This is a genomic window from Brachyspira sp. SAP_772, from assembly GCF_009755885.1.
Classification (GTDB): domain Bacteria; phylum Spirochaetota; class Brachyspiria; order Brachyspirales; family Brachyspiraceae; genus Brachyspira.
The window spans coordinates 1-767 of sequence record NZ_VYIX01000128.1; the positions used below are offsets into that span (position 1 = coordinate 1).

Below are 767 nucleotides of genomic sequence, written 5' to 3' on the forward strand. Positions count from 1 at the left end.
TATCATTCTCAGCAGCAGCATATAAAAATTGTATCTCTCTAGAGGAAGCTTCTTTTATTAAATCTGCTATTTCTTTTACATAATTATTTCTTTTATATGCAATATCTAATGCAGTTTTTGAAGATTCATTTTTTAATGTTAAATCAGGTTTATATTTAAGAAGAAGTTCAACAATATCTCTATTTTTTTCTTCTACTGCATACATTAGAGGCGTTTCTTTTCTATGGTCTGATAAATTTATGTCGGCATTATGCTCTAACAATATTTTTACTATATCATAAGAATCAGCATCACAGGCTAATATTAAAGGAGTTTTTTTAAATTCATCTTGCACATTTATATTAGCATTATACTCAAGAAGAAGTTTAACTCCTTCAATATTTCTTCGTTCACATGCATTAAGCAAKGCGGTATTCCCATTATAATTATTTGTTAATTCCGTATCAGCACCGTTTTCTAATAAAGTCCTCATAAAATCTTTTTTTTCTTCATCGTAAGAAGCAAGCATCAATGCCGTAGAGCCTTTGCTATTTTGAGCATTTATATCTGCACCATATTCTAATAATAATTTTATTATTTCTATACTAGGGTTGTTTTCTATAGAAATATAATATATAAACGCTGTTTCGCCTCTTTGATTTTTATAATTAGGGTCATAGCCGTTTTCAAGTAATATTCTCACTATTTCAGTATAATGTTGACTGCAAGCTATCATCAATGTCGTTAAATAATTTTTTTCTAATTTAGTCTCTATATACATATCAGCT

At 28.1% G+C, this 767-nt stretch carries 1 protein-coding gene; it reads right to left on the reverse strand.

The window, feature by feature from the left end:
• A partial coding sequence (locus GQX97_RS13025; RefSeq protein ID WP_198391245.1) for an ankyrin repeat domain-containing protein occupies nt 1-767 on the reverse strand: 767 nt, incomplete at both ends.